We start from the raw sequence: 24118 nt of genomic DNA, 5'->3' as shown, positions 1-24118 counted from the left end.
AAAAGCGTGGCTGAACTGCGGAAAACAGCGATTGGAGCGCGATTGAGCGAGGTCAAACGCGGCAGTTTGATGTACCGCAAGAATGGCGAAGGCCCGGCAGGGCGCCTTTTGAAAGGTTACCCATGTGGCCAAACTTGGCGGTGTACCAGCACACCAGCGACGCGCTGGCCGTAATCGACGGTGAGCGCTTCGTCGATATCAATCCCGGTGCGCTGCGCATGTTCGGCTGCGCCGCGCCTGCGCTCATGCTCGGCTACCGGCTGGCCGATTTTTCACCGTTGCAGCAGGTGGGCGGGGTGCTGTCGGCGCCCATTCTCACCGCGCTGGGCTGGCGGGCGCGCCAGCTCGGCAACCTGCGCTTCGACTGGCGCTGCGTGGGCCGCGACGGCCGCGAGTTCTGGGTCGACATCATGCTCACCAGCGTGCCGCACGATGGCCGGCAGTTGCTGTGCGCGGTGATGCGCGAGACCACCGCGCGCCACGACGAGCAGGTGGCGATTTACCTGGCGCTGATGGCGAATGTGGCCGTCCGCAGCCGCTTCGACGCGCATGCGCGCCACCTGGCCGAGCACGACTTTCTGACCGGCCTGCCCAGCCGCATCCTGCTGCGCGACCGCATGCGCCAGGCGCTGGCGGCGGCGCGCCGCAACGGGCGCCTGGTAGCGCTGCTGTTCATCGACCTCGACCGCTTCAAGGGCATCAACGATGCGCTGGGCCACCACATCGGCGACCTGCTGCTGCGCGAGGCGGCCGCGCGGCTGGTGCGCTGCGTGCGCAGCGTCGATACCGTGAGCCGCCAGGGCGGCGACGAATTCGTGGTGATCTTGGCCGACATCGGCGCCATCGACCAGGCGGCGCACGTGGCCACCACCATCGGCAAGGCCATCGCCCGCGAATTTCGCATCGACGCGCACCGGCTGCACGTGAGCGCGTCGATCGGCGTGGCCATCTTCCCGGCCGACGGCGACGACATCGACACCCTGATGCAACACGCCGACCTGGCCATGTACCATGCCAAAACCAATGGCCGCAACGGTTTCGCGTTCTTCAGCCCCGCCATGAACCGCCAGATCCGCCAGCGCGCCACGCTCGAAGACGAATTGCGCCTGGCCCTGGCGCAGGACCAGTTCCTGCTGATCTACGATGCGCAAGTCGAGATCGCCAGCGGCCAGCCGCTGGCAGCCGAAGCGCTGCTGCGCTGGCGCCACCCGGTGCGCGGGCTGCTGTTGCCCGAACAATTCATGGGCGTGGCCGAGGAGGCCGGCCTGATGGTACCCATCGGCGACTGGGTGCTGGCGCAGGCCTGCCTTGAAGCTGCGCACTGGCGTGCGGCCGGCCATCCGCTGGTGGTGGCGGTCAATCTATCGCGCACCCAGTTCATGCAGAAGAACCTGGCCGACAAGGTGGCCGCCACCCTGGCGGCCTCCGGCTTGCCGGCGCACATGCTGGAGCTGGAAGTGACCGAAGCGGTCATCATGCACCACGACGGCAACGCCCGGTCCACGCTGGCGGCCCTGGGCGCGCTCGGGGTGCGGCTGGCGCTGGACGACTTCGGCACCGGCTATACCCGGGTGGGGCAGTTGCGCGACTATGCGCTCAGTAAATTGAAGATCGACCTGTCGTTTGTCAGCGGGGGACTCGATGGGGAAGTGGCGCAGGTGGCGGTGGTCACGGCCATCATTGCCATCGCCCACAGCCTGGGGCTGACCGTGCTGGCCGAGGGGGTGGAGAGCGGGACGCAGTTTGAATTTTTACGGCTGCATGGCTGTGACCAGTACCAGGGGCGGTTTGCGAGAGCGAGCGGGCAGCTTGACGGGCTTGGTGGTTTATTGGATTGATGGGGTTGATGGGGTTGACGGGGGTGAAGGGAGGGGATATAGCCGCAGCCGCACCAGCACTTGCCCGTGATCGGACGCCTCCGGCTTGTCCTGCAACAGGTGGTCGTTCAGGTACGTTACATCGAGCACTTCGCCCACCGCGTTCGGTGACGCCGGGTTGAATTCTTCCGACACCAGCACGTGGTCGATGGTGGTGTAGTGTCCTTCGTGGATGTGGGTATAGCCGACGTGGCGCAGGCGGTCGCGGCCCAGCTGGATCTGGTTGCTGTCGAACAGCCGGCCGCTCAATTCCTCCCCGGCCACGCCGGCGCAGCCCGATCCCATGACGATGGTGGTGGTGACCGCCTCGATGGTGTCGTTGAAGTCGCCGAGGATGATGCGCGGGCGGCGGCCATCGCGGTCCATGGCCGAGAGCAGGGCGCGCAGGGCCACGGCCTCGGTGCCACGGCGGATCAGCGAGCGCAGGTTGGCCTGGGCGTATAACAGAGGATTGTCGTTGCTGTCGCCGTGGCGGTAATCGGGCCGCTTCGATTTCAGGTGAATCACCAGCACGTCGACGATGCGTTCGTCGGGCAGCACCACCTGGGCGTGCAGCGGCGCGCGGGCAAAGCGGTCGAGGTCGGTGTGACCGTCGGGCAGGGTGGCGCCGTCGGGGAACACCATGTAGGCGGTGGCGGGGCCGGCCAGCGGCAACCGCGAGATCAGCGCCACCTGGGGCGTCAAGCGTGGTTCGCCGGTGACGGGATCGGGCGCGGGGTCGAAGCCGCACAGCGTGGCGTCGCGGTAGCGGCTGCTGTGGGCCAGCACGTCGCGCAGCGCGGCCATCGAGAAAATCTCCTGCAAGCCGATCACGTCGGCGTTCAACTGGTCGAGCTGCTGCGCCGTCCACACGACTTTGGCCGCGTATTCGTCCGGCGTGAGGGGCGCCAGATTGTCGTACAATTTCGCCCCGGGCTGGGAAAGATTGCAAACGTTGAAAGTGGCAAAGCGGATGTCCTGCGGCATAATAAGAAACTCCCAGTCGAACTCGTTCACAAACTGACGCAAAAACAGCGTATCACGCATGGCTAAAAAAGAGCACATCTCAGAGACCCCGGCCACCAGCCTGCTGCGCAAGCACAAGGTGGTGTTTTCCGAACATCCGTACGACTACGAAGACCACGGCGGCACCAGCGTGTCGTCGCGCGCGCTCGGCGTCGACGAGCACCACGTGGTCAAGACCCTGGTGATGCAGGACGAGGCCGCCAAACCGATGATCGTGCTCATGCATGGCGACTGCAAGGTCTCGACCAAGAACCTGGCGCGCGGTATCGGCTGCAAGTCGGTGGAACCGTGCAAGCCGGATGTTGCCACGCGCCACAGCGGCTACCAGATCGGCGGCACCTCGCCGTTCGGCACGCGCAAGGCCATGCCCGTGTATGTCGAGCATAGCATCCTTGCGCTGGAAACAATTTATATCAATGGCGGCAGGCGGGGATACCTGGTCGGCATCGCCCCGCAGGTGCTCACTGATCTGCTCAATGCCGAGCCAGTGCACTGCGCACTGGCCGAGTAAGCCGGGCCGGTGTATATTCTGCGGCCCCCGAGGGACGCTATAACTAGAGGAAACAATGAATACAGTTTGGATGACCGTGGCCGCCTACCTGATCGGCTCGATCTCATTTGCGGTGATTACCAGTAAATTGTTCGGCATCGCCGACCCGCGCACCTATGGCTCGAAAAACCCCGGCGCCACCAATGTGTTGCGAAGCGGTAACAAGTCGGCTGCCATCGTGACCCTGATCGGCGACGGCGCCAAGGGCTGGCTGGCCGTGTGGCTGGCGATCCGCTACCAGCAGCAATTGCAGGTGGGCGACGCCACCATCGCCCTGGTGGCGATCGCCGTGTTCCTCGGCCACCTGTGGCCGGTATTCTTCCGTTTTGTCGGTGGCAAGGGCGTGGCTACCGCGCTGGGCGTGTTGCTCGGTCTCGACCCCTGGCTGGGCCTGGCCACGTTGGCCACCTGGCTGGTGATCGCGTTTGCGTTTCGCTACTCGTCGCTGGCGGCGCTGGTCGCTGCGCTGTTTGCGCCGTTCTACTATGGCTTGCTGTTCGGCGTGGAGCCGCAATTGCTGGCCGTGTTCGTGATGAGCGGCTTGCTCATCTTCCGCCACAGCAAAAACATCGGTAACCTGATGGCAGGCAAGGAGAGCCGGATCGGCAGCAAGAGCAAGCCGGCAGCCAAGGCCGGAAAATAATTGCGGGATGGCGGTTGATTCCGCCAATGACAGCCCCATCTGTCATAAATCACGTTTTGCAAAGGCCGTGCCATGTCCAGTTCCATCAAGATCGATTTTGTTTCCGACGTCTCCTGCCCATGGTGCGCCATCGGCCTGAAGTCCCTGCAGCAGGCCATCGACAACATCGGTGACGCTGCCCGGATCGACCTGCATTTCCAGCCGTTCGAACTCAATTCCAAGATGGGCCCGGAAGGCCAGGACATTGGCGAACACCTGACCGAAAAATACGGCTCGTCCCCCGAGCAGCAGGAACAGGCGCGCGCCATGATCCGTTCGCGCGGCGCCGAAGTCGGTTTCGATTTCGCCATGGACAAGCGCAGCCGCATCTACAACACTTTTGATGCCCACCGACTGCTGCACTGGGCCGGCCTGGAAGGCAAGCAGACCGAACTCAAACTGGCGCTGCTGGGCGCCTATTTCACCGACGGCGAAGACCCGAGCTCGCACGAAGTGCTGGCCCGCGTAGCCGCCAGCGTGGGCCTGGACCGCGACGGTGCACTGGCTGTGCTGCAGTCGAGCCAGTTTGCCGAGGAAGTACGCGAGCGGGAACAGTTCTTCCAGCGCCACGGCATCAACTCGGTGCCGGCCGTGATCATCAACGAGCAATACCTGATTTCCGGCGGCCAGCCGGCCGAAGTGTTCGAGCGGGCGCTGCGCGAAATTATTTCCAAGGCCTGACGCCAATAAGCAGGACCCCGGGGCGCGGCTTTTGCTTTAAACTTAACATCTACGCCGTTCCCGAGGAAACCCATGCAGGCCGCAGAACATGTCACGTCGCCCGCCACCGCTCGCCCGGTGGTTGACAACTTCCGCCTGGCTGCGCTGCATCGCTATCACATCCTCGATACGCCCGCCTGCGAGGATTTCAGTTTCCTCACCGAGCTGGCGGCGCGCCTGTGCAACGTGCCGTACGCCTTCGTTTCGCTGGTCGATGCCGACCGTGTGTGGGTGAAAGCCTGCACCGGCATGCAGCTGGGCCAGTTGCCACGCAACGACAGCTATTGTTCGCTGGCCGTGCTGGGCACTCCCGACCTCGAGATTCCCGACCTGCAGGGCGATCCGCGCACGGCTCACCTGCCGCTCACCGTCACCTCGCCGTTCATGCGCCGCTACAGCAGCGTGGCGCTGATGTCGTCCGACGGCTTTGCCATCGGCGCGCTGTGCGTGCTCGATACCAAGCCCGGCTACCTGGACCGCCAGCAGCGCGCGATGCTGGTCAAGCTGGCGCACCAGGTGATGGCGCTGATCGAATTGCGCGCCAGCGAAAAAACCCTGGCCGCCACCGTGCGCGAACTGGAACAGCTGGCCACCACCGACGAATTGACCGGCCTGCACAACCGCCGCTCGCTGTTGCACCGGCTGCGCTTCGAGACCGCGCGCGCCAAGCGTTTCCGCGCGCCGGTGTCTGCGGTGATGGTTGACCTCGACTACTTCAAGCGCATCAACGACGAATTCGGCCATGCAGCCGGCGACCAGGTGCTCGCTGCCATTGGCCAGCTGGTGCGCGACCACGTGCGCGAGATCGACGTTGCTGGCCGATATGGCGGCGAAGAGCTGTGCGTAGTGCTGCCCAACACGGCGCTCGACGGCGCCATGCACTTTGCCGAGTCGCTGCGATTGCGCATTGCCGCACAGACGCACGAAATCGGTCCGCGCATGCTGGCAGTCACAGCCAGCTTCGGCGTGGGCACCTTCGATCACTTCGACGTGGCCGACGCCGAAAGCTTGCTGCGCCAGGCCGACGCCGCCCTGTACCGTGCCAAGCGGGGCGGGCGCAACCGCGTCGAAGGTCCCTCCACCGAGCGTCTCTAAATAAGGAATCGCCATGCCCACCGCAACCCTGAACGGCGTCGTCATCGCGCAAGCGGCCGACGATGAAGTCGTGATCGTCGAAAACAACGTCTATTTCCCGCGCAGCGCGGTCAATCCCGACTATCTGCAACCGAGCAGCCACACTTCGCGCTGCCCGTGGAAGGGCCTGGCCAGCTACTACACCGTGTCTGCCGACGGCCATACCAGCGAAAACGCTGCCTGGTACTACCCGGCGCCGTTCGAGGCCGCCAAGGAGATCCAGGACCGCATCGCCTTCTGGCGCGGCGTGGAAGTGCAGCGCTAAGGGCATGGCGCTCGCGGCCAAACCATATCTGCAGCGGATTACGGCGCTGTTTGGCGCCGAGGTCGACTGGGACAGCCATCCGTACAATGTGCCTGCCGTGCAGGCGCTCGAATCGATCGACTTCCATGCCGACGTGACGTTTTTCATTGGCGAGAACGGTGCCGGCAAGTCCACTGTCCTGGAGGCCATTGCGCTGGCGCTGGGTTTTTCTCTCGACGGCGGCAACTTCAATGTCAGCCGCCTCAACAGCGCACAGGAGCAGGCGCCGCTGGTGCGTGCGCTGCGCTTGCAAAAAAGCTTCAAGTTTCCTCAAGATCGCTACTTTTTGCGGGCGGAGACCTTTCACCATGTCGCCAGCTTTCTCGACGCGGCCAACGACCGCACATCGTCAAGCAAGGCGTCGCTGCACACACGTTCCCATGGGGAGGCGTTCATGGACGTGATGCTCGGCAGGCTCACCGGCAAAGGCCTGTACCTGCTGGACGAGCCGGAAGCGGCGCTTTCCCCCAACCGCCAACTGGCGGCACTGCGCCTGATCCACCAACTGGTGCAGGACCAGTCGCAGTTCATCATCGCCACCCATTCGCCGATCCTGCTGGCGTATCCCAACGCCAAAATTTTACTGTTCGACGACACCGGCATCACCGAGGTGGCGTACGAAGACACCGAACATTACGCCATCACGCGCGACTTTCTTAACCATTACCCGCGCCGGCTCGCGCAGCTGTTCGCCCCTGAGTGACCCATGGATAATCTCACCCACAGCATCATCGGCTTCGGCGCCGGCGAATTACTGCATCGCAGCCTGCCGCGCGAGCTTGAGGACGGCGCCCAGCGCGTGCGCCACCGGCTGCTGCTGGTCTCGTGCGCGCTGGCCAGCAACTTCCCGGATCTCGACCTGGTGCTCAACAATTTGCTGCCGGCGCCGCTGGGCTACCTGCTGCACCACCGCGGCCACACCCACACGGCGCTGCTGGCGATCCCGCAGGCGCTGTTGCTGGCAGCATTGATCTGGCTGCTGTGGCCGTCGGCGCGGGCGCTGCTCAAGGCCAGCGCCACCGCGCGCTGGGGCCTGGCGGCCAGCATCGTCCTCGGCTTCACGTTGCACCTGGCGATGGATTTCACCAATTCGTACGGCGTCCACCCCTGGTATCCGTTCGACGGCCGCTGGGTGTATGGCGACATGGTATTTATCATCGAGCCGCTGTTCTGGGTGGCGATCGGCGTGCCGATGGCGCTGATCATGCGCTGGCGCGCGGCCCGCTGGCTGGCGCTGACCGGCCTGCTGGCGGCGCTGGTGGCGTTTGCCATCAAGGGTTACCTGGGCTGGATCGCCCTGGCGATCCTGCTCAAGGTAGCGGTGTTGTGCGGCGCTGTGCAGTCGCGTTCGGGCCGTGACAGCCGCGCCGGCGTGGCGCTGGGCCTGTTGCTCGGCATCGGCTTTATCGCGGTGCAGGGCGTGGCCTCGCACCTGGGGCGGGCGCAGATCACGGCCGCGTTGCAGCAGCTCGATCCGGCTTCGAAGGTGGTGGATGTGGCGATGACGGCGTTTCCGTCGCAGCCGCTGTGCTGGGCCTATGTGAGCGTGGAGAGCAACGAGGCGGCTGGCACCTATCGCCTGCGGCGCGGCATTGCCAGCCTGGCGCCGCAATGGGTGGCGCCGTTGTCGTGTTCGGTGGCGCTGGTCGAGCATGGCGCCTCGGTGACGCTGGCGCCCGGTATCGCCCAGTTCGGCAGGGAAGACGATGACCTGAAGCGGTTGCGTACGCTGAGCGTCGAGAATTGCCGGGTCAACGCCTGGCTGCGATTCGGTCGTGCGCCAGCGTTCGATGTCGACGGCGGCACCGTGTCCGATTACCGCTATGCCATCACGTCGCGCGGCAATTTCACCACCATGCCGCTGGCGTCGCAAGAGCCTTGTCCGACCGGCGTACCGGGCTGGGGTTATCCGCGTGCCGACTTGCTGCATGGTGGAGCGCAGTAACGCACCGAATCGGACCATGCATCACCGTAACGTGTGGTATCACAACCACAGTTATACCTAGTATGGTGCGGTGGGCGCAGTAATCGCTGATTCTCCTTGGCACAACAATTGCTGTGCCCTTCAGAAAGGAAGATTATCGAACTTAACAGGACAGTGAGGAGGACGTTATGAATGTAATCGAAGACAAACCAAAATCGCACGCCGTGCACGAGTCCGCAGCCGACGAACACCGCCTGCGCAGCGAGCGTATCGCTGCCCGTGGCGTTCGCCTGGGCAAGGGCAAGGTACGTTACCTGATTCCGTTAGTGGGTCTGGCAGTGCTGGCCTCGATGGCCTTCGCTACAACTTAAACGACTTTGATGTCGTCCAGCGGCCAGCGCGGCCGCACATTGAAGCTGTAGTCGCGCTGGGCGGCGTTGGGGTTGATCATCAGCCGCATCGCGCCCGCGAAAGCGATCATCGCGCCGTTGTCAGTGCAAAATTCCAGTTCCGGGTAAAACACCTTGAACTTCTTCTTGGCTGCCGCCGCATTGAGCGCCGCGCGCAACTGCGCGTTGGCCCCCACGCCGCCGGCGATCACCAGTCTTTTCAAGCCCGTGTGCTTGAGTGCGGAGACGCATTTGGCGGTGAGCACTTCCACGATCGCATCGACAAAGCCGCGCGCAATATTGGCCTTGTCCTGCTCGCAGATATTGGCGATCACCTTCTCTTCGTGGTTCTTCACCACTGTCAGCACCGCCGTTTTCAGGCCGGAAAAGCTGAAATTGAAATCCTTGGAATGCAACATCGGGCGCGGCAGCTTGTACGCTGCCGGGTCGCCGAATTCGGCCAGGCGCGAAATCGCCGGGCCGCCCGGATAACCGAGGCCCAGCAGCTTGGCCGACTTGTCGAACGCTTCGCCGGCGGCGTCGTCGAGCGTCTCGCCCAGCAGGGTGTACTGGCCCACGCCATCGACGCGCATCAACTGGGTATGGCCGCCCGATACCAGCAGCGCGATGAACGGAAACTCCGGCGGCTGCGAGGCCAGCAACGGCGAGAGCAGGTGGCCTTCCAGGTGGTGCACGCCCAGCACCGGCCGATCGAGCGCCAGTCCCAGGCTGCACGCCACCGACGAGCCCACCAGCAGCGCGCCGGCCAGGCCGGGGCCCTGGGTGTAGGCGATGGCGTCGATATCGGCCAGCGTCTTGCCGGCGCCTTCCAGGGTTTGCGTCAGCAGCGGAATGGCGCGGCGAATATGGTCGCGCGAGGCCAGCTCGGGCACCACGCCGCCGTATTCCTCGTGCATGGCGACCTGCGAATACAGGGCATGCGACAGCAGGCCGTGCTCGGTATCGTAGAGCGCCAGGCCGGTTTCGTCACAGGAAGATTCAACGCCGAGAACAATCATGGAAGGGCTGCAAAGGTAAGGGGAAGTCCGCCATTGTAAAGGAAAGCGGGCGCTTCCACCTCCGGCCGGTGCACCAGCGGTTGCACCACCGGGCCCCGAACACGCACTGCCGAAGGGAGTAATTTTGCCGTTTGGTCAGGATTGCATGGCGTTTTACACCGTTTGCCTGTGGCACCGGTTTTGCTTAGTAAAACGACGAAGTGACTGCGGGAGGGGAATATGTCAGGGCAATGGAAACAGGTGTGCAAACTCAAGGATGTACCGCTGGACGGCGCGCGCATCGTGCCGCGTGGCCTGGCGTGGCAGGAACTGCCCGGTGTGGCGCTGTTCCGTACCGACGAGGAAAGCGTATTTGCCGTGCTGGAGACGGCCAACGTGGAGCCACGCCAGAGCGGCGCGCGCCGCTACACGGTCAAGATCGAGGATTTCAAGGTCTATCTCGACCTGGCCGAACTGAGCGCGCCAGCCAGCAAGGCGGAAGCTGCGCTGGCGGGTTCGTTCGGCGTGGCCACGCGGGTGATGGTGTTCGGCTGAAAAACCAACGGCCTGCGGCGCATACTACGCCGCAGGCCGATGAGCCGTCATTGCCACTCAGGCGGCAATCCAATCATTAAGGACGCTGCAACAACTGCTTGTGCGCATCGCGCAACATGGTCTCGGTCGTGTCCCAGTCGATGCAGCCATCGGTGACCGAGCAGCCGTAAGTCAGCTGGCTCAAGTCCGCCGGAATCTTCTGGTTGCCGCCGACGATATTCGATTCGATCATCACGCCCACCAGCGACTTGTTGCCCTGCACGATCTGGTGGATGACATCGGCCATCACCAGTGGTTGCAGTTCCGGCTTTTTATAGCTGTTGGCGTGCGAGCAATCGACCACCAGGTTGGCTGGCAGCTTGGCCTTGGCCAGCGACTGTTCGGCAATCGCGATCGACACCGAATCGTAGTTCGGACGGCCATCGCCGCCACGCAGCACGACGTGGCCGTAGGCGTTGCCGCGCGTGCGCACGATTGCTACATTGCCTTGGGCATTGATGCCCAGGAACGCGTGCGGGTGCGCCGACGACAGGATGGCATTGATGGCGATGCTGATGTCGCCGTCGGTACCGTTCTTGAAACCGACCGGCGTGGACAGGCCCGACGACATTTCGCGGTGGGTCTGCGACTCGGTGGTACGGGCGCCGATGGCGGTCCAGGCGATCAGGTCGCCCAGGTATTGCGGCGAGATCGGGTCCAGCGCTTCGGTGGCGGTGGGCAGGCCCAGCTCGCACACGTCGAGCAGGAACTGGCGCGCTTTTTCCATGCCCTCGTTGACGCGGAACGAATCGTCCATATCCGGGTCGTTGATATAACCCTTCCAGCCGGTGGTGGTGCGCGGCTTTTCGAAATACACGCGCATGACCAGCAGCATGGTATCGGCCACTTCCGCTTGCAGCGCCTTCAGGCGGCGCGCGTAGTCGAGGCCGGCGACCGGGTCGTGGATCGAGCACGGACCGACCACCACGAACAGGCGTTTGTCTTCGCGGTCGATAATGTTGCGCAGGGCTTCGCGGCCCTTCATCACGGTCTCGGAGGCGCTGTCGGTGAGCGGCAGCTTGCGGTGCAAGACTTCCGGCGACGGCATCGGCGCGAACGAGGTAACGTTGATGTTTTCGATATCTGGGGAAATCATGGCTTTTTGCGTGAATTTTATTCGGGGGAGGTATAGTGTAGCCGAAGTAAACAATACTGGCTTCGCCAGTAAGGTTTTTCGCTACAGCCCCAACTCTTCCGGTAGATGCTTATGACGACATCCGAACCCTTCCTGGCCGCCCGACTCATCAAGGAGATCGGCCGCGGCAAAAACGGCGCACGCAGCATGTCGCGCGATGACGCCCACGATCTTTACCAGGCCATGCTCGACGGCCGCGTGTCCGACCTCGAGCTGGGCGGCATCCTGCTCTCGATGCGCATCAAGGGCGAGTCGATCGACGAAATCGCCGGCTTTCTCGATGCGGCCGAAGGCTCGTTCGAACCGCTGACGGCGCCGCCGGGCCAGTACGCCCCGGTGTGCATTCCCAGCTACAACGGCGCGCGCAAGATGGCCAACCTGACGCCGCTGCTGGCCATGCTGCTGGCGCGCGAAGGCGTGCCGGTGCTGGTGCACGGCGTGGCCACCGACCCGGGGCGCGTCACCTCGGCCGAAGTGTTTGCCGCGCTCGACATCACCGCCGCGCGCCACCGCGCCGAAGCGGAGGAAGCGATGGCCCAGGGCCACGTGGCGTTCATCACCATCGACGCGCTGGCGCCCAAGCTGGCCTACCAGCTGTCGCTGCGGCGCCGGCTCGGGGTGCGCAACTCCACCCATACCCTGGTGAAAATCATGCAGCCGTTCGTGGGACCGGCCTTGCGGCTGGTGTCGTACACCCATCCCGAATACCTGGAAATGCTCGGCGAATATTTCACGACTTCGGCCCTGCACGAACGCGGCGACGCCTTCCTGATGCGCGGTACCGAGGGCGAGACGGTGGCCAACGCCAACAAGGCGCAGCAGATCGACTGGTTTCACGGCGGCCTGCGCAGCACGCTGGTGCCTAAGCAGACGCAAGTGATCGAGTTGCCGCTGCTGCCCGAAGAAAAGGACGCCGCCACCACGGCGGCCTGGATCACGGCGGTTTTGAAAGGCGAAGTGCCGGTGCCGGCATCGATCGCCGAGCAGGTGGCGCAATGCCTGCTGGTCTCGCGTACCTTGCAGTCAAGGCAGCGGGTGAGTGAGCCGATCGAGTAGCAAAGGCGGGTAGGGCGGATCCTGCTGTACAATCCCGGCCCCCCCCGGCTGAAATGTTGTTGGCCGTTATACCGTCATCCTCGCGTACGCGGGGATGACGACTCGGCGGCTGATGACTTACTGTGGATGGCTAGCGGTCGGCGACTCGCGTCTTTCTTCGCGGGCAACTTATTGAATTGGAACTGGCATGGCAAAGTTTGATGTAGCAGTAATCGGCGCTGGCGCCGCCGGCATGATGTGCGCGGCCACGGCGGCCCAGCGCGGCAAGCGCGTGGTGCTGATCGACCACGCCGGCAAGCTGGCCGAGAAAATCCGCATCTCGGGCGGCGGCCGCTGCAACTTCACCAACATCAACACCACGCCGGCCAACTTCCTGTCCGAGAACCCGCACTTCTGCAAGAGTGCACTGTCGCGCTATACCCCGGCCGACTTCGTCGCGCTGGTGAAAAAGCACCGTATCGGCTACCACGAAAAACATCGCGGCCAGCTGTTCTGCACCGAATCGGCCGAGCTGATCATCGAGATGCTCAAGGACGAGTGCGCAGCGGGCGATGTCCACTGGCGCATGCCGTGCAAGATCGCCAGCGTCGAGCAGACCGATGGCGTCTATATCCTGGACACCGACACCGGCACCATCGAAGCCGACGCGCTGGTGATCGCCACCGGCGGCTTGTCGATCCCGAAAATTGGCGCCACCGATTTCGGCTACCGCGTCGCCAGCCAGTTCGGCCTGCGCATGGTCGAACCGCGTCCGGCCCTGGTGCCGCTGACGTTCGATCCGCAGGCGTGGGCGCCGTTTGCCGAACTGTCCGGCATTGCGCTGGAAGTGGAAGTGGCAACCGGGTCGTTGAAGGGGCGCAATCCAACCGGTGGACGTTTCCGCGAAGATTTGCTGTTCACCCACCGCGGCCTGTCCGGTCCGGCCATCCTGCAAATTTCGAGCTACTGGACCCCGGGCACGCCGATCGTGATCGACCTGCTGCCGGGTGTGGACGTGGCTGCCACGCTGATCGAAGGCAAGGGCACCATCAAGAAGCAGCTCGGCAACGTGCTGGCCCAGTGGTTGCCCACGCGCCTGGCCGAAGGCCTGCTGCTGGCGCACGGCTTTGCGCTCGACGCGCGCCTGGCCGACATGCAGGACGCCAGGCTGCGCGAACTGGGCGCGGCCATCAACCAGTGGACCCTGACCCCGAACGGCTCCGAAGGCTACCGCAAGGCCGAAGTGACGCGCGGCGGCATCGATACCCGCGACCTGTCGCAGCAGACCATGATGGCCACCAAGGTGCCGGGCCTGTATTTCATCGGCGAAGCGGTGGACGTGACCGGCTGGCTGGGCGGCTACAACTTCCAGTGGGCCTGGGCTTCCGGTGTGGCAGCCGGTCAAGCTGTCTGATATACTGGCCTTCTAGTTGTAACGGCGCAGGTGCAATCCAATCGCCCGATCAGTTCGGGAGCAGAAAGATTGTCAGAGTTGATGTGGGAGCTGACTCAGCGTCGTCTTGTTGTTTTTGCAGTCAAAGCCGTCTGCTTGGACCGTCTCGATGGTCCATGGACTTCCATTTTCCTGCAAAAGCTGCTATAGTCTCTGTCTCCCTATAACCTCAAACGGTTTGAATTTTTACATGACCACTATTCGCCTTAAAGAAAACGAGCCGTTCGAAGTCGCAATGCGTCGCTTCAAACGCACCATCGAAAAAACCGGTCTGCTGACCGAACTGCGCGCACGCGAGTTCTACGAAAAGCCAACGGCTGAGCGCAAGCGCAAGCTGGCTGCTGCAGTCAAGCGTCACTACAAACGCATCCGCAGCCAACAGCTGCCGAAAAAACTCTTCTAAGACTGCTCAAACCAATCCGGTCGTGCGGCGTATCTTGCGCCATTGCCCCGGGTCGGATCTTGCTGCATCTAGAGAATGCCCGCTCCGGTTCGCCGCAGCGGGTTTTCGCGTTTATACTGCACGCGTTTTTATTTTGCAAAATTTTAAAAGGAAATCCTCATGGGCCTGCGAGAACAAATCACTGAAGACATGAAAAACGCCATGCGCGCCAAGGAAGCCGGCCGCCTGTCCACGATTCGCCTGATCCTGGCCGAAATCAAGCGCAAGGAAGTCGATGAGCGCATTGAAGTCGACGACCAGCAAACCGTTGCCATCGTCGAAAAAATGATCAAGCAGCGCAAGGACTCGATCACCCAGTTCGAAGCCGGTGGCCGTGCCGACCTGGCCGACATCGAAAAAGCCGAACTGGTGGTGCTGGCCGCCTACATGCCAGCCGGCCTGTCGGACGAGGAAATCGCTGCTGAAGTGACTGCTGCCGTGGCTGCCTCGGGCGCTGCCGGTCCGCAGGACATGGGCAAGGTCATGGCCATCGTCAAGCCCAAGCTGGCTGGCCGCGCCGACATGACGGTGGTTTCCGCCCTGGTCAAAAAGGCGCTGGCACCGGCCTGATGTGTTGCTCTGCCGTGCTTGATCGGTGTCAAAACCGGATCAGCACGGCGGTATAGTCTGAATAATTACCCTGGCACCGAACCCTGTGATCCCTCAATCATTCATTGCCGATTTGCTCAATCGCGTCGATATCGTCGACGTTGTCGGACGTTATGTGCAGCTCAAGAAGGGCGGCGCCAATTTCATGGGCCTGTGCCCATTCCATAACGAAAAATCCCCGAGTTTTACGGTCAGCCCCACCAAGCAGTTCTATCACTGCTTCGGCTGCGGCGCGCATGGCACCTCGATCGGCTTCCTGATGGAATACTCGGGCATGGGCTTTGTCGACGCCGTCAAGGATCTGGCGCAAAACGTCGGCATGGTGGTCCCCGAGCAGGACGACAAGATTCCCCCGGCCCAGCGCGCGCAGATGCAGGCCCAGACCATGGCCCTGTCCGACGCCATGACCCAGGCGTGCGATTTTTACCGCGCCCAGCTGCGCACCGCGCCGGACGCCATCGCCTACCTCAAGGGGCGCGGCCTGACTGGCGAAGTGGCCGCGCGCTTCGGCCTCGGCTACGCGCCGCCGGGTTGGGACAATTTGAAAGCCATCTTCCGCGACTACGACGTGGTGGCCCTGGCCGAAGCCGGCCTGGTGATCGACCGCGTCGATGAGGACGGCGGCAACCGCAAGCGGTACGACCGTTTCCGCGAACGCGTGATGTTCCCCATCAAGAATACCAAGGGCCAGGTGATCGCCTTCGGTGGACGGGTGCTCGATGGCGGCGAACCGAAATACTTGAATTCTCCCGAAACGCCATTATTTTCTAAGGGATTCGAGCTGTACGGCCTGTTCGAAGCACGCCAGGCGATCCGCGATGCCGGTTACGTGCTGGTGACGGAAGGTTATATGGACGTGGTGGCGCTGGCGCAGATGGGTTTCCCGCAAGCGGTGGCAACCCTCGGTACCGCCTGCACCCCGCACCACGTGCAAAAACTGATGCGCCAGACCGACACCGTGATCTTCAGTTTCGACGGCGACAAGGCCGGCCGCCGCGCCGCCCGCCGCGCACTGGAGGCGTGCCTGCCGCACGTGGCCGATAACAAGACCATCAAGTTCCTGTTCCTGCCCACCGAGCACGATCCGGACAGCTATGTGCGCACTTACGGCAACGAAGCGTTCGAGCAGGAGATTCACGAAGCGATGCCGCTGTCGCAGTTCCTGATCAAGGAAGTGGTGGGCGAGCATGATTTACAAAGCCCGGAGGGCAGGGCGCGCGTGCAGTTCGACGCCAAGCCCTTGTTGCAATCGATGACACCGACCGCGCTGCGGCTGCAGATCGTGCGCGGCCTGGCGCAGCTGACGCAAACTACGCCGCACGAGATCGAATCGCTGTTCGAGCTGGCCAAGCCGGTGGCGCTGTCGCGCAAGGCGCCGAGCCGCAGCGGCCGCCCGGCGCCGGTGGGGCTGGAGTTGCAGATCGTGCGCCTGCTGGTGGGCCATCCGCCGCTGGCGCTCGATATCGACGAGGCGGCGCTATCGGCGTTCCAGTTCTTTGGCGCCGAGGCTGCGGAGCGGCTGGTGCAACTGGTGGCCGGCGCCCAGGCGCTGGGCGCAAACGGCGGGTTTGCGTCGTTCGCCCAGCATCTGAAGTCGCAGGGCGACGAATACGACGAGATCATCAGCGAAATCGCCCGGGGAGCGGAGTCCGATGTCGATGCCGACCGCCTGTTCCTGCGCAGCGCCATCCGCCAGATCAAGGAAGATGCGCTCAAACAGGAGCTGATGCAACTGTCGGCGGCAGGCCTGACGCCGGAGAGTATCGCGCGCTTTCGCGAGATCACCGCGCAGCAGGCGCAGCTGGAAAGAGAGAAGCAAGCGGAATTTGCAAACCGCTAATGTTGTATCAATGTTCAAGTGTTGATCGCCGTCATGTTTTTGCAGGTTTACAGAGGGGCAGCGAGGGTGCTTCCCTCTGGAGTTTGAAAAGTGACGTGCTATAATAAAACGCTAAGTGTTGTATGTTTTGGCATCGTTTTTCCGTTCAGAGTGTGTTTGTTTTCAGTGAGTTAGGTTGTCGAGCAGCATGCAGAAAGCGCGATCGGGTACTAGGCAAAGAAATAAGACGCAGGTGAACCTACGCTTATGTTTGTTGTCTAACCCTGTCATCGTTTCTTGCCACTACGCATGAGTTTGATGCAGTAGAATTTTGCGGTCACAGCCTGACCAGGTATAAGTAGTCGTAGTGTTGTCGGACTTGTGAAGTCGGCAAGTTCGAAGACGTGGGTTCCAAGGGAACTGCAAGAAACTTTATCCTAAATAAGCAAGTCGTTGTGTAATCGAAAGCGCCTGTGCCAATCAAGAAACCTGAATCCAATGTGGCTGAAAAGCCGAGCAAAGCGACCGCAAAATCCGCTAAAACAGCGGATAAGGCGGAAACGCGTGTCGCCAGCAACAACCCGCCGGTGGTCAGCCAGACCACCGACGCGGCTACGCTGGCTGCCATCGATACTTCGGGCTACGTACTGCCGTCGGTCAAAGTGCCCGGCCGGCGCGGCCGCAAGCCGAAGGAATTCCAGCCTGAGAACGACGAAGTCGCCGCGCTGAACGCGGTCGAACGCGCCGAGCTCAAGGCCGTGGACAAGGCCAAGGCCAAGGACCGCAAGGCCAAGGAAAAAGCGCTGCTCAAGGATGCGTTCTCTTCGGACACTGAAGCGACCGAAGAAGAGCTCGAGCGCCGCCGCCAGAAACTCAAGACCCTGATCAAGTTCGGCAAGGAACGCGGTTTCCTCACGTACGCCGAGATCAACGACCATCTGCCCGAAAACATCATCGATCCCGAAGCGATCGAAGGCATTATCGGCACCTTCAACGACATGGGCATTGCCGTCTACGAGCATGCGCCGGACGCTGAGACCCTGCTGCTGTCGGACAACGTCGCCACCGTCACCAGCGACGACGAAGCCGAGGCCGCTGCGGAAGCCGCACTGTCCACGGTTGATTCCGACTTCGGCCGCACCACCGACCCGGTGCGCATGTACATGCGCGAAATGGGCTCGGTCGAGCTGCTCACGCGCGAAGGCGAAATCGAAATCGCCAAGCGCATCGAAGACGGTCTGAAGGACATGATCCAGGCTATCTCGGCCTGCCCGGTCACCATTGCCGAAATCATTGCCGCGTCCGACCGGATCCGCGCCGACGAAATCAAGATCGACGAAATCGTCGACGGCCTGGTCGATGAGAGCGACGACGGCAGCGCCGCCGCAGCACCTGCCCCGGCCGCCGCCAGCGATGACGACGAGGAAGATGAAGAAGCCGAGGAAGAAGAAGCCGAAGAAGAGGAAGAGGCGGGCAACTCCGCAGGCGCCGCCGCCGGCTACTCGGCCGAACAGCTCGAAGCGCTGAAAAACACCGCGCTCGAAAAATTCGACACCATCTCGCTGCAGTTCGACAAGATGCGCCGTGCCTTCGAAAAAGAGGGCTACAACTCCAAGGCCTACGTCAAGGCCCAGGAGGCGATCTCGTACGAACTGCTGGGCATCCGCTTCACCGCCAAGGTCGTCGAAAAGCTGTGCGACACGCTGCGCGGCCAGGTGGACGAAGTGCGTCACATCGAAAAGCAGATTCTCGACGTGGCCGTGAACAAGTGCGGCATGCCGCGCGCCCACTTCATCAAGGTTTTTCCGGGCAATGAAACCAACCTGGACTGGGTCGATGGCGAAGTGGCCGCCGGCCACGCGTACAGCGCCATCCTGGGCCGCAATATCCCGACCATCAAGGAATTGCAGCAGCGCCTGATCGACCTGCAAGCGCGCGTGGTGCTGCCGCTGCCCGATCTGCGCAACATCAACCGCCAGATGGCAGCCGGCGAAATGAAGGCGCGCAAGGCCAAGCGCGAAATGACCGAGGCCAACTTGCGCCTGGTCATTTCCATCGCCAAGAAGTACACCAACCGCGGCCTGCAATTCCTCGACCTGATCCAGGAAGGCAATATCGGCCTGATGAAGGCGGTCGATAAATTCGAATACCGTCGAGGCTACAAGTTCTCCACGTATGCCACCTGGTGGATTCGCCAGGCCATTACGCGCTCGATCGCCGACCAGGCGCGCACCATCCGCATCCCGGTGCACATGATCGAGACCATCAACAAGATGAACCGGATTTCGCGCCAGATTCTGCAGGAAACCGGCGCCGAGCCCGATCCGGCCACCTTGGCCATCAAGATGGAAATGCCGGAGGACAAAATCCGCAAGATCATGAAGATCGCCAAGGAACCGATATCGATGGAGACGCCAATCGGCGACGACGACGATTCGCACCTGGGCGACTTCATCGAGGACAACAACACGCTGGCGCCATCCGACGCCGCGCTGCACGCCTCGATGCGCGGCGTGGTGAAGGATGTGCTGGATTCGCTCACGCCACGCGAAGCGAAGGTGCTGCGCATGCGTTTCGGTATCGAAATGTCGACCGACCACACGCTGGAAGAAGTCGGCAAGCAGTTCGACGTCACCCGCGAACGGATCCGCCAGATCGAAGCGAAAGCGCTGCGCAAGCTGCGCCACCCGAGCCGTTCGGACAAGCTGAAAAGCTTCCTGGAAGCCAACTAAGACTTGACGTGCGCTGCCGCTAACCCTTATCCTCGCGCGTTCGCCCAAAAAGCGAACGCGCGTCAGCGGGGCCGGCAAGACCTCCAGCGCACAGGTATCACCTCGGGCCTCTAGCTCATGCTTGGTTAGAGCAGCGGACTCATAATCCGTTGGTGCCCAGTTCGACTCTGGGGAGGCCTACCAATTATTTGTCTTGTATATCAAAGGGTTGGCTGCGTGCCAGCCCTTTGTTATTGACGGCCGCCTCGTCCGTTTGTGACAGATTTGTGGTCGAGACCGCCTTCTCCAGCAATTTTCCCACCGTCTCCGCGTGGCGCGACATCTGCGCCGGTCCCAGGTGCGCGTACCGCCGCACCATGTCGAGCGACTTCCACGCCCCCATTTCCTGCAGGTCGTACACCGGGGTCCCGCTTTGCACCAGCCAGCTGGCCCACGTGTGCCGCAGGTCGTGCCAGCGGAAATTCTGGATGCCCGCCCGCTTGACCGCGTCGCGCCAGCTCTTGGTGTTGAGCTGGCTGACCGGGTAGCCAGCCCGGGTGAACACCCGCTCGGGGTGTTTGCCCAGCTGGCGCTGTAACACATCGACCGCAAACTGGCTCAGCGACACGTGGATGTCTTCGTCGTTCTTCGACTGCTCGGCCGGTATCCACAAGGTCTTGCGCACCAGATCGACCTGGTCCCACGCCAGCCGGTGCACGTTCGACTGCCGCAACCCGGTCGCCAGCGCAAACAAGGTCAAATCGCGCTGGTGGGGCATCAGTTCGGCCAGCAGCGCCTGCACCTCCGCTGGCGTAATCCAGCGCACGCGCCGCCGCACCTCCTTGTACAGCTTGACCTTGGGGACCTTCTCGATCCACTCCCATTCGTCGCGGGCGCGCCGCAGGATGGCGCGGATCAGCGCCAGGTAGCGGTTGGCCGTGGCGGCGCTGGCCTCCTTGCGCTTGTGTTCGGCCACGGCGATGAGCTGGTCGCGCGTGATCGCCGCCAGTGGCTTGCCCCGGAAAAACTGGTGCAGCCACGTGATCTTGGCGATGTCGTCCCGGTGCGTGCGTTTATGTTCCGTTTCCATGATCCATTTATAGGCTGCATCGTCCCAGGTGTAGGCCGGTTTCTGTCCGAGAGTGTCGATGCGCCACGTCTCGGCCTTTAATTCGTCGTGGTACCGCTGCGCCGACGCTTTGTCGCTGGTGCGAGCAGAGTGTCTAACGCGCTCTCCTGACGGTGTCGTGAAGCAGACCCACCAGGTGTTTCCGCGCTTGTAGAGTGACATGATTGATACTCCTTTCCAAGGGTCACCCGCATCGCTTGCCGAGGTTCAGGGTAGTGCGCACGGATGTAGGCGACAAGGTCTTCTTCCAAAAAAATCCACGCCCGCCCGATTTTGACGCCGGGGATCAGGCCCTGCTTGGCACGCTTGCGCAGTTCTTCCTTGTGGATGTGCAGGAAGGCGCTGGCCTGGAGAAGGTTCAAGGTGTTCATCTGATGGCCTCGTGAAAGAGGAACGTGGCGGGGGTGGTCCAGTCATTTTCGGAAGCGGGAACCCGCCTACCTTTGAGCGAGCGCAGCAGCAGGCCGACAATTCCGGCGCGCATTTGATCGGACGCAAAGTAGCCCGCGTGCAATCTGGCAGCACCGGTGTGGCGCAGCAATCCTGTGTTGCAGCAACCGCATCACCGGAGCACGCTGCCGTGGCGCCGGCGGTGGGCGAACGGTGCGATGCTGCCGGCGCTTGATCCCGCGCAGCTGCCATCGGTAGCGTCCGGCTACAGTGGAGCATTACGCGCCGCCGGTGGGGAGCAAGCCATGTTTTCGCTTCGCTCAAACGTGGCTTGCCCTGCGGGGCCGGGCGCGCTGCGCTTGCCACACCGGCGAGGTCCACGATGCATGCCGAACTGCCAAAACGTTACGCCAAAGGAGGTCGCCCCCAGGGCGACCCTGCCGACCTGCGCACAGCAACCATTGGCGTGCGGGTGTCCGCTGCCGAATACACGGTGCTGCGCGAGCGCGCCGCGTCGATGCAGATGAAGCCTGCCCAGTGGCTGCGCACAGCTGCCCTATCGCGTCGCCTGCCGCCACCACCCGTGGCGGCAATCAACCGCGAGCAGTACGCCGAACTGGCGCGGCTTGCGGCAAACCTCAACCAGCTCACTCGCCTGGCCAACGAGGGGCAGCATGTGACCGTCGCGCCTGCCTTACTGGCGCAATTGCTGGCCGAAACGCAGCGCCTGCGACTGCTCCTCCTTGGCGTCAAGGACAACGTCGATGATCGCTAAAGCCATCAAGGGGCGCGGCTTTCGCGGCGTGCTCGAATACGACCTGGCGGCCAGCAAGGGGCATGTCATCGACACCAACATGGGCGGCGACACGCCGCGCGCGCTGGCGAAAGAGTTTGGCGAGGTCCGCAAGCTGCGGCCCAGGCTGGGCAGGGCGGTATTGCACGTGTCACTGGCCGCTGCGCCCGGCGAGCAACTCAATGAAGACCAGTGGAAACAGGTGGCCCAGCGCTACCTGCACGGCATGGGTCTCGACAACAACCAGTACCTGGTGACGCGTCACACGGACACCGCGCATCCCCACGTCCACCTGCTGGTCAACCGGGTCCGCCTCGACGGCGGCGTCACCTCGGACAGCCATGATTACCGCCGCCACGAGGTGCTGATGCGCGCCATTGAGCGCGAATTCAAACTCAAGCAGGTACGGCTGTCCATCGAGGCGCAGCGCCATGCACCGACCAAAGGCGAGATCGAGGAGGGGCTGCGCACGGGCATGCCCTCCACGCGCCAGCGCTTGCAGCAGCTGTGCGACGGCGCACCGCAGCGCTGCCACGGTTTTACGGAATATGCAGAACGGTTGGCGGCGGTGGGCGTGCGCTTGGTGCCGGTGACGCAGCTGGACGGCACAAAACTATCGGGCCTGTCGTACCTGCTGGACGGCGTGATGATGAAGGGCAGCGACTTGGGTAAAGGATACAGCCCCATGGGGCTGGCAAAACGGGGAGTGGACTATGTCAAAGACCGAGACGGTGCAGCAGTTGGCCGCAGCCTCGAACGCGGCGCGGGTGCAGGCGTTGAACCAGCAGATCGAGTCCTTGCGCCAGGCGAAGCTCACCAACGTGGAAGAACTGGCAGCCATGCTGGAGCCATTAGCGCAAGCCATGGCGCTGCTGACCGAGGAGACCGCAGCAAGCCTGAGAAAGATCGAGCGAATCGAGCAGCGCAGCCGCGATCAGAGCAGCCAGTTCAACGTCCAGATGGAGAAAGCGCTGGTGTCGTGGAAGCAGGCCGCAACAGCAGCCAAGGCGGCGGCCGACCAGATGGACAGGGCGGAGGAGAACGCCGCCCTGCGGGGCATGGTGGTGGCGGTGCTGACCGGCTTGACCACAGGACTTCTCGTGAGCGCATTATGGCTTTGGCTCGCACGGTAGCGACGCAGCTGGCGTGGGCTCGGCGTGCAGCATCTGAATCAGTCCATGCCGCCCGAGTGAGCCTCTCGTTTGATCATAAAACCTCGTCGGTGCACTTAAAGGACAATGCTGGTAAGTCAGCACCGCAAGTCGTTAGTGGGCGAGTGCCGGAAATCCAGAAACAGATTTCTACACGACAGGTAATAAAAGGAAGCATGAAAAGGAGATAATATGTGGTGTTTCGCTAGCGTCCGCTTTCGCCCGAGGCTGTGTGAAAACTCAGAAAAATTCGGAGCCTTCAAAAAACGGCCTCTCAAAACGCGCGCTACGCGGTTTTCTCTATATTGGGAATGGTAACCCTACCCACCAATATTTTGAGATTTGGAGTTTTCACACAGCCTGGCCCCAAAGCAGACCTTCTCCTAGACACCGTGAATTTCGAAATCGAGCGACAGCATATTCAGGTGAATAACAGTTCGAGTGGACGGCGCATCCAACACATATTGAAGAAATGCATCAGTGCTCTCACCGTATAACCAATGATTTCCCGCTACAAGCGCGACGTGGTTCGCATCGTAACGGCAATGCATGTGTAATTGCTGCATCCGGTCGTAGTCGCCATCTTCGTCGTTGAGAGAAAACTGGCGAGTCAGGCTCAAGGAGACGCACGGGTCCCATGAATATGGGCCACCCCACTCGAAAAGAAGCATGTCTTGTTCAGCGTCTTTCGGGCATCCCTCGATTGAGGTCGACGCATAGAACTTTACGAACTCACTGAGCGCATCTGTGAGGGAAGTTCCAGAAGGTATCTGTCGCTTAATTTCTTTGAAGGCGTCGTGCGGTGTCATTTATTCCTCTGTCGACGTGTTCAATATTTACTGCATGAATGACCGTCTGGTTTTGGCCGGTCACTGCCGATTGTTCTCGACGGTTACGGTAAGGGGGCGCTGTCGACAGCTGCCGCCCGACATCGGACAAAGGTCGTGGCCTACTTACGCATAGTTAGCTTCTTCGGCTTTGAGATGTGAAGGCAACTCGCCCCATGCCTCTCGACCCCGGATGAACATCACGCGCATTGAGAAGCCACCTCGATAGTTACCTTTGTTTTTTATGTACACCCAATCTCTAAGGTCACTGATCGGATGACGATGAATTCGCTCCAGGTGCCCCGAATGGGTAGCAGGCGGAGTCATATACCTGACTTCCATATCGTCTTCGGTGATGGCCAGTAATTCGGACCATAAAAATTCGGTAGTTCGGTAATCCCCCCCTTAATGATGCGCACCAGAAGTAGAGGCTATGCGGCGAGGGCC

Annotated in this window: 23 protein-coding genes, 1 tRNA gene and 3 pseudogenes; 20 read left to right on the top strand and 7 right to left on the bottom strand. The window is 62.2% G+C overall.

The window, feature by feature from the left end:
- Positions 1 to 122 precede the first annotated feature (122 nt).
- The gene (locus DUPY_RS03635) at positions 123 to 1838 is read left to right on the top strand and encodes a putative bifunctional diguanylate cyclase/phosphodiesterase (RefSeq protein WP_070246467.1); all 1716 of its coding nucleotides are present in this window, start codon (positions 123 to 125) and stop codon (positions 1836 to 1838) included.
- Here the strand turns inward: DUPY_RS03635 and DUPY_RS03630 are convergent.
- The gene (locus DUPY_RS03630) at positions 1827 to 2843 is read right to left on the bottom strand and encodes an endonuclease/exonuclease/phosphatase family protein (protein ID WP_070246512.1); all 1017 of its coding nucleotides are present in this window, start codon (positions 2841 to 2843) and stop codon (positions 1827 to 1829) included. The two genes, DUPY_RS03635 and DUPY_RS03630, sit on opposite strands and share 12 nt — an antisense overlap.
- 58 nt (positions 2844 to 2901) lie before the next feature.
- Between DUPY_RS03630 and ybaK the strand changes: the two genes are divergently transcribed.
- The 8 genes from ybaK (at position 2902) to DUPY_RS03590 (ending at position 8567) form a co-directional block, all read left to right on the top strand.
- Positions 2902 to 3393, top strand: coding sequence for a Cys-tRNA(Pro) deacylase (gene ybaK / locus DUPY_RS03625; protein ID WP_070246466.1), 492 nt, complete (start codon positions 2902 to 2904; stop codon positions 3391 to 3393).
- Between the two features lie 55 nt (positions 3394 to 3448).
- A complete protein-coding gene (plsY, locus tag DUPY_RS03620) occupies positions 3449 to 4075 on the top strand; it encodes a glycerol-3-phosphate 1-O-acyltransferase PlsY (RefSeq protein ID WP_070246465.1) in 627 nt (208 codons plus the stop codon).
- A 72-nt stretch (positions 4076 to 4147) separates the two neighbouring features.
- Complete coding sequence (locus DUPY_RS03615) at positions 4148 to 4795, top strand: DsbA family oxidoreductase (protein WP_070246463.1); 648 nt, start codon at positions 4148 to 4150, stop codon at positions 4793 to 4795.
- A 72-nt stretch (positions 4796 to 4867) separates the two neighbouring features.
- Positions 4868 to 5929 (top strand): sensor domain-containing diguanylate cyclase, encoded by a 1062-nt coding sequence (locus tag DUPY_RS03610; RefSeq protein WP_070246461.1) that lies wholly within the window; start codon positions 4868 to 4870, stop codon positions 5927 to 5929.
- A 13-nt stretch (positions 5930 to 5942) separates the two neighbouring features.
- Positions 5943 to 6233, top strand: coding sequence for a DUF427 domain-containing protein (locus tag DUPY_RS03605; RefSeq protein ID WP_070246459.1), 291 nt, complete (start codon positions 5943 to 5945; stop codon positions 6231 to 6233).
- 4 nt (positions 6234 to 6237) lie between these two features.
- On the top strand, positions 6238 to 6975 hold the full coding sequence (locus tag DUPY_RS03600; protein ID WP_070246457.1) for an AAA family ATPase: 738 nt from the start codon (positions 6238 to 6240) through the stop codon (positions 6973 to 6975).
- 3 nt (positions 6976 to 6978) lie between these two features.
- Positions 6979 to 8217 (top strand): metal-dependent hydrolase, encoded by a 1239-nt coding sequence (locus DUPY_RS03595; RefSeq protein ID WP_070246455.1) that lies wholly within the window; start codon positions 6979 to 6981, stop codon positions 8215 to 8217.
- A gap of 167 nt (positions 8218 to 8384) precedes the next feature.
- Positions 8385 to 8567 carry a hypothetical protein gene (locus tag DUPY_RS03590; protein WP_070246453.1) on the top strand — a complete coding sequence of 61 codons (183 nt, stop codon included), beginning with the start codon at positions 8385 to 8387 and terminating at the stop codon, positions 8565 to 8567.
- On the opposite strand, the gene tsaD is transcribed toward DUPY_RS03590, so the two are convergent.
- Positions 8564 to 9604: a tRNA (adenosine(37)-N6)-threonylcarbamoyltransferase complex transferase subunit TsaD gene (gene tsaD / locus DUPY_RS03585; protein ID WP_070246451.1), complete on the bottom strand. Its 1041-nt coding sequence runs from the start codon at positions 9602 to 9604 to the stop codon at positions 8564 to 8566. The two genes, DUPY_RS03590 and tsaD, sit on opposite strands and share 4 nt — an antisense overlap.
- 219 nt (positions 9605 to 9823) lie before the next feature.
- On the opposite strand from tsaD, the gene DUPY_RS03580 reads away from it, so the two are divergent.
- Positions 9824 to 10138, top strand: a complete 315-nt coding sequence (locus tag DUPY_RS03580) for a Rieske (2Fe-2S) protein (protein WP_070246450.1) — start codon at positions 9824 to 9826, stop codon at positions 10136 to 10138.
- Between the two features lie 76 nt (positions 10139 to 10214).
- On the opposite strand, the gene DUPY_RS03575 is transcribed toward DUPY_RS03580, so the two are convergent.
- Entirely contained in the window at positions 10215 to 11273 is a 1059-nt protein-coding gene (locus tag DUPY_RS03575) for a 3-deoxy-7-phosphoheptulonate synthase (RefSeq protein WP_070246448.1), read from the bottom strand.
- 111 nt (positions 11274 to 11384) lie between these two features.
- Here DUPY_RS03575 and ybiB point away from each other — a divergent pair, with 111 nt between their 5' ends.
- From ybiB to DUPY_RS03540, 7 genes are all read left to right on the top strand, one after another.
- On the top strand, positions 11385 to 12368 hold the full coding sequence (gene ybiB / locus DUPY_RS03570; RefSeq protein WP_371851731.1) for a DNA-binding protein YbiB: 984 nt from the start codon (positions 11385 to 11387) through the stop codon (positions 12366 to 12368).
- A 187-nt stretch (positions 12369 to 12555) separates the two neighbouring features.
- Positions 12556 to 13761, top strand: coding sequence for a BaiN/RdsA family NAD(P)/FAD-dependent oxidoreductase (locus DUPY_RS03565; protein ID WP_070246444.1), 1206 nt, complete (start codon positions 12556 to 12558; stop codon positions 13759 to 13761).
- Positions 13762 to 13990: 229 nt separating this feature from the next.
- A complete protein-coding gene (gene rpsU, locus DUPY_RS03560) occupies positions 13991 to 14203 on the top strand; it encodes a 30S ribosomal protein S21 (protein ID WP_008451879.1) in 213 nt (70 codons plus the stop codon).
- A 159-nt stretch (positions 14204 to 14362) separates the two neighbouring features.
- Positions 14363 to 14812: a GatB/YqeY domain-containing protein gene (locus tag DUPY_RS03555; RefSeq protein ID WP_056141431.1), complete on the top strand. Its 450-nt coding sequence runs from the start codon at positions 14363 to 14365 to the stop codon at positions 14810 to 14812.
- 85 nt (positions 14813 to 14897) lie between these two features.
- Positions 14898 to 16691 (top strand): DNA primase, encoded by a 1794-nt coding sequence (gene dnaG / locus DUPY_RS03550; protein ID WP_070246443.1) that lies wholly within the window; start codon positions 14898 to 14900, stop codon positions 16689 to 16691.
- A gap of 452 nt (positions 16692 to 17143) precedes the next feature.
- Entirely contained in the window at positions 17144 to 19402 is a 2259-nt protein-coding gene (gene rpoD / locus DUPY_RS03545) for an RNA polymerase sigma factor RpoD (protein WP_070246441.1), read from the top strand.
- A 104-nt stretch (positions 19403 to 19506) separates the two neighbouring features.
- Positions 19507 to 19585, top strand: a tRNA-Ile gene (locus DUPY_RS03540).
- 1 nt (position 19586) lies between these two features.
- Here DUPY_RS03540 and DUPY_RS03535 read toward each other — a convergent pair.
- The 3 genes and pseudogenes from DUPY_RS03535 to DUPY_RS29345 all read right to left on the bottom strand — a co-directional run.
- Positions 19587 to 20471 carry a tyrosine-type recombinase/integrase gene (locus DUPY_RS03535; RefSeq protein ID WP_229255226.1) on the bottom strand — a complete coding sequence of 295 codons (885 nt, stop codon included), beginning with the start codon at positions 20469 to 20471 and terminating at the stop codon, positions 19587 to 19589.
- A gap of 114 nt (positions 20472 to 20585) precedes the next feature.
- Positions 20586 to 20672: pseudogene (locus DUPY_RS29350) on the bottom strand (hypothetical protein); the annotation flags it as partial.
- Positions 20673 to 20737: 65 nt separating this feature from the next.
- Positions 20738 to 20881, bottom strand: a pseudogene (locus tag DUPY_RS29345) (helix-turn-helix domain-containing protein); the annotation flags it as partial.
- 401 nt (positions 20882 to 21282) lie between these two features.
- Here DUPY_RS29345 and DUPY_RS03525 point away from each other — a divergent pair.
- The 3 genes and pseudogenes from DUPY_RS03525 to DUPY_RS29200 all read left to right on the top strand — a co-directional run bounded on the left by DUPY_RS03525 (position 21283) and on the right by DUPY_RS29200 (position 22826).
- Entirely contained in the window at positions 21283 to 21675 is a 393-nt protein-coding gene (locus tag DUPY_RS03525) for a plasmid mobilization protein (RefSeq protein WP_070246437.1), read from the top strand.
- A pseudogene (locus DUPY_RS29205) lies at positions 21665 to 22078 on the top strand (relaxase/mobilization nuclease domain-containing protein); the annotation flags it as partial. The gene DUPY_RS03525 and the pseudogene DUPY_RS29205, both read left to right, overlap by 11 nt.
- 328 nt (positions 22079 to 22406) lie before the next feature.
- Entirely contained in the window at positions 22407 to 22826 is a 420-nt protein-coding gene (locus tag DUPY_RS29200; RefSeq protein WP_070246434.1) for an IncQ-type mobilization protein MobB, read from the top strand.
- Positions 22827 to 23227: 401 nt separating this feature from the next.
- Here the strand turns inward: DUPY_RS29200 and DUPY_RS03510 are convergent, their stop codons facing one another.
- The gene (locus DUPY_RS03510) at positions 23228 to 23653 is read right to left on the bottom strand and encodes a hypothetical protein (protein ID WP_070246433.1); all 426 of its coding nucleotides are present in this window, start codon (positions 23651 to 23653) and stop codon (positions 23228 to 23230) included.
- Positions 23654 to 24118 lie beyond the last annotated feature (465 nt).

Source organism: Duganella phyllosphaerae, from assembly GCF_001758785.1.
Taxonomy (GTDB): Bacteria; Pseudomonadota; Gammaproteobacteria; order Burkholderiales; family Burkholderiaceae_D; genus Rugamonas; species Rugamonas phyllosphaerae.
The sequence above is the reverse complement of the archived record's forward strand: the minus strand, read 5'-3'. Positions and strand labels throughout refer to the sequence as shown.

Excerpts from the sequence above, each read along its gene's own strand:
- DUPY_RS03635 (WP_070246467.1), top strand. The coding sequence starts at position 123 with ATGTGGCCAAACTTGGCGGTGTACCAGCACACCAGCGACGCGCTGGCC.
- DUPY_RS03630 (WP_070246512.1), bottom strand. The coding sequence starts at position 2,843 with ATGCCGCAGGACATCCGCTTTGCCACTTTCAACGTTTGCAATCTTTCC.
- ybaK (WP_070246466.1), top strand. The coding sequence starts at position 2,902 with ATGGCTAAAAAAGAGCACATCTCAGAGACCCCGGCCACCAGCCTGCTG.
- plsY (WP_070246465.1), top strand. The coding sequence starts at position 3,449 with ATGAATACAGTTTGGATGACCGTGGCCGCCTACCTGATCGGCTCGATC.
- DUPY_RS03615 (WP_070246463.1), top strand. The coding sequence starts at position 4,148 with ATGTCCAGTTCCATCAAGATCGATTTTGTTTCCGACGTCTCCTGCCCA.
- DUPY_RS03610 (WP_070246461.1), top strand. The coding sequence starts at position 4,868 with ATGCAGGCCGCAGAACATGTCACGTCGCCCGCCACCGCTCGCCCGGTG.
- DUPY_RS03605 (WP_070246459.1), top strand. The coding sequence starts at position 5,943 with ATGCCCACCGCAACCCTGAACGGCGTCGTCATCGCGCAAGCGGCCGAC.
- DUPY_RS03600 (WP_070246457.1), top strand. The coding sequence starts at position 6,238 with ATGGCGCTCGCGGCCAAACCATATCTGCAGCGGATTACGGCGCTGTTT.
- DUPY_RS03595 (WP_070246455.1), top strand. The coding sequence starts at position 6,979 with ATGGATAATCTCACCCACAGCATCATCGGCTTCGGCGCCGGCGAATTA.
- DUPY_RS03590 (WP_070246453.1), top strand. The coding sequence starts at position 8,385 with ATGAATGTAATCGAAGACAAACCAAAATCGCACGCCGTGCACGAGTCC.
- tsaD (WP_070246451.1), bottom strand. The coding sequence starts at position 9,604 with ATGATTGTTCTCGGCGTTGAATCTTCCTGTGACGAAACCGGCCTGGCG.
- DUPY_RS03580 (WP_070246450.1), top strand. The coding sequence starts at position 9,824 with ATGTCAGGGCAATGGAAACAGGTGTGCAAACTCAAGGATGTACCGCTG.
- DUPY_RS03575 (WP_070246448.1), bottom strand. The coding sequence starts at position 11,273 with ATGATTTCCCCAGATATCGAAAACATCAACGTTACCTCGTTCGCGCCG.
- ybiB (WP_371851731.1), top strand. The coding sequence starts at position 11,385 with ATGACGACATCCGAACCCTTCCTGGCCGCCCGACTCATCAAGGAGATC.
- DUPY_RS03565 (WP_070246444.1), top strand. The coding sequence starts at position 12,556 with ATGGCAAAGTTTGATGTAGCAGTAATCGGCGCTGGCGCCGCCGGCATG.
- rpsU (WP_008451879.1), top strand. The coding sequence starts at position 13,991 with ATGACCACTATTCGCCTTAAAGAAAACGAGCCGTTCGAAGTCGCAATG.
- DUPY_RS03555 (WP_056141431.1), top strand. The coding sequence starts at position 14,363 with ATGGGCCTGCGAGAACAAATCACTGAAGACATGAAAAACGCCATGCGC.
- DUPY_RS03535 (WP_229255226.1), bottom strand. The coding sequence starts at position 20,471 with ATGGAAACGGAACATAAACGCACGCACCGGGACGACATCGCCAAGATC.
- DUPY_RS03525 (WP_070246437.1), top strand. The coding sequence starts at position 21,283 with ATGCATGCCGAACTGCCAAAACGTTACGCCAAAGGAGGTCGCCCCCAG.
- DUPY_RS29200 (WP_070246434.1), top strand. The coding sequence starts at position 22,407 with ATGTCAAAGACCGAGACGGTGCAGCAGTTGGCCGCAGCCTCGAACGCG.
- DUPY_RS03510 (WP_070246433.1), bottom strand. The coding sequence starts at position 23,653 with ATGACACCGCACGACGCCTTCAAAGAAATTAAGCGACAGATACCTTCT.